At 62.6% G+C, this 673-nt stretch carries 2 tRNA genes; both read left to right on the top strand.

Annotated features, from left to right (window positions below):
* Positions 1 to 156: 156 nt before the first annotated feature.
* Positions 157 to 233: transfer RNA gene (locus tag ACSVDD_RS29715), tRNA-Ile, on the top strand.
* Between the two features lie 30 nt (positions 234 to 263).
* Positions 264 to 339: transfer RNA gene (locus ACSVDD_RS29720), tRNA-Ala, on the top strand.
* Positions 340 to 673: the final 334 nt, after the last annotated feature.

A 673-nucleotide genomic window follows, 5' to 3' on the forward strand; every position in this document is an offset into this window, starting at 1 on the left:
TCGTAACAAGGTAGCCGTAGGGGAACCTGCGGCTGGATCACCTCCTTTCTAAGGACAGCCGGTCCCATCTGGATCCGCTCTCCCCGCCCATCACGCCGGCCGCCGGCGCATCCCTTCTCACGGATCTTAACGACACGCCGGGCGACCGGCGGCGTCGGGCTAGTAGCTCAGTTGGTTAGAGCGCGCGCTTGATAAGCGTGAGGTCGGAGGTTCAAATCCTCCCTGGCCCACCAGTTTCGGCGTTTCACGCTGCGGGACCAAACGGGGGCATAGCTCAGTTGGGAGAGCGCCTGCTTTGCAAGCAGGAGGTCGTCGGTTCGATCCCGTCTGCCTCCACCAGGTCCGCTGGTGTCGAGGGCAGCTGGGGTTTCCAAAAGATCTGTGGGAAGTGACCACAACACGGCAACGTGGACCGACCGGCCTGACGGCTGGACGGTCGCTTCGTCGAGACGAAGCGGGTTCATGGACAAGTGAAGAGCGAATAAGTGAGTGACCGAGGACGCGCATGTCCGGTCCGCTCCACCGGCAACGGTGGCAGGGATTGGAGTGCGTAGCATCTTGTGGCGCGAGAGGTCGCGGGCGGGCTTGTTCCTGCGCGCGGCGCTGTACGCTTCAAGGATCAAGCGTAAGAAGGGCATCTGGTGGATGCCTTGGCACTGAGAGGCGATGAAGG

The sequence above is a fragment of the Azospirillum terrae genome (assembly GCF_053470425.1).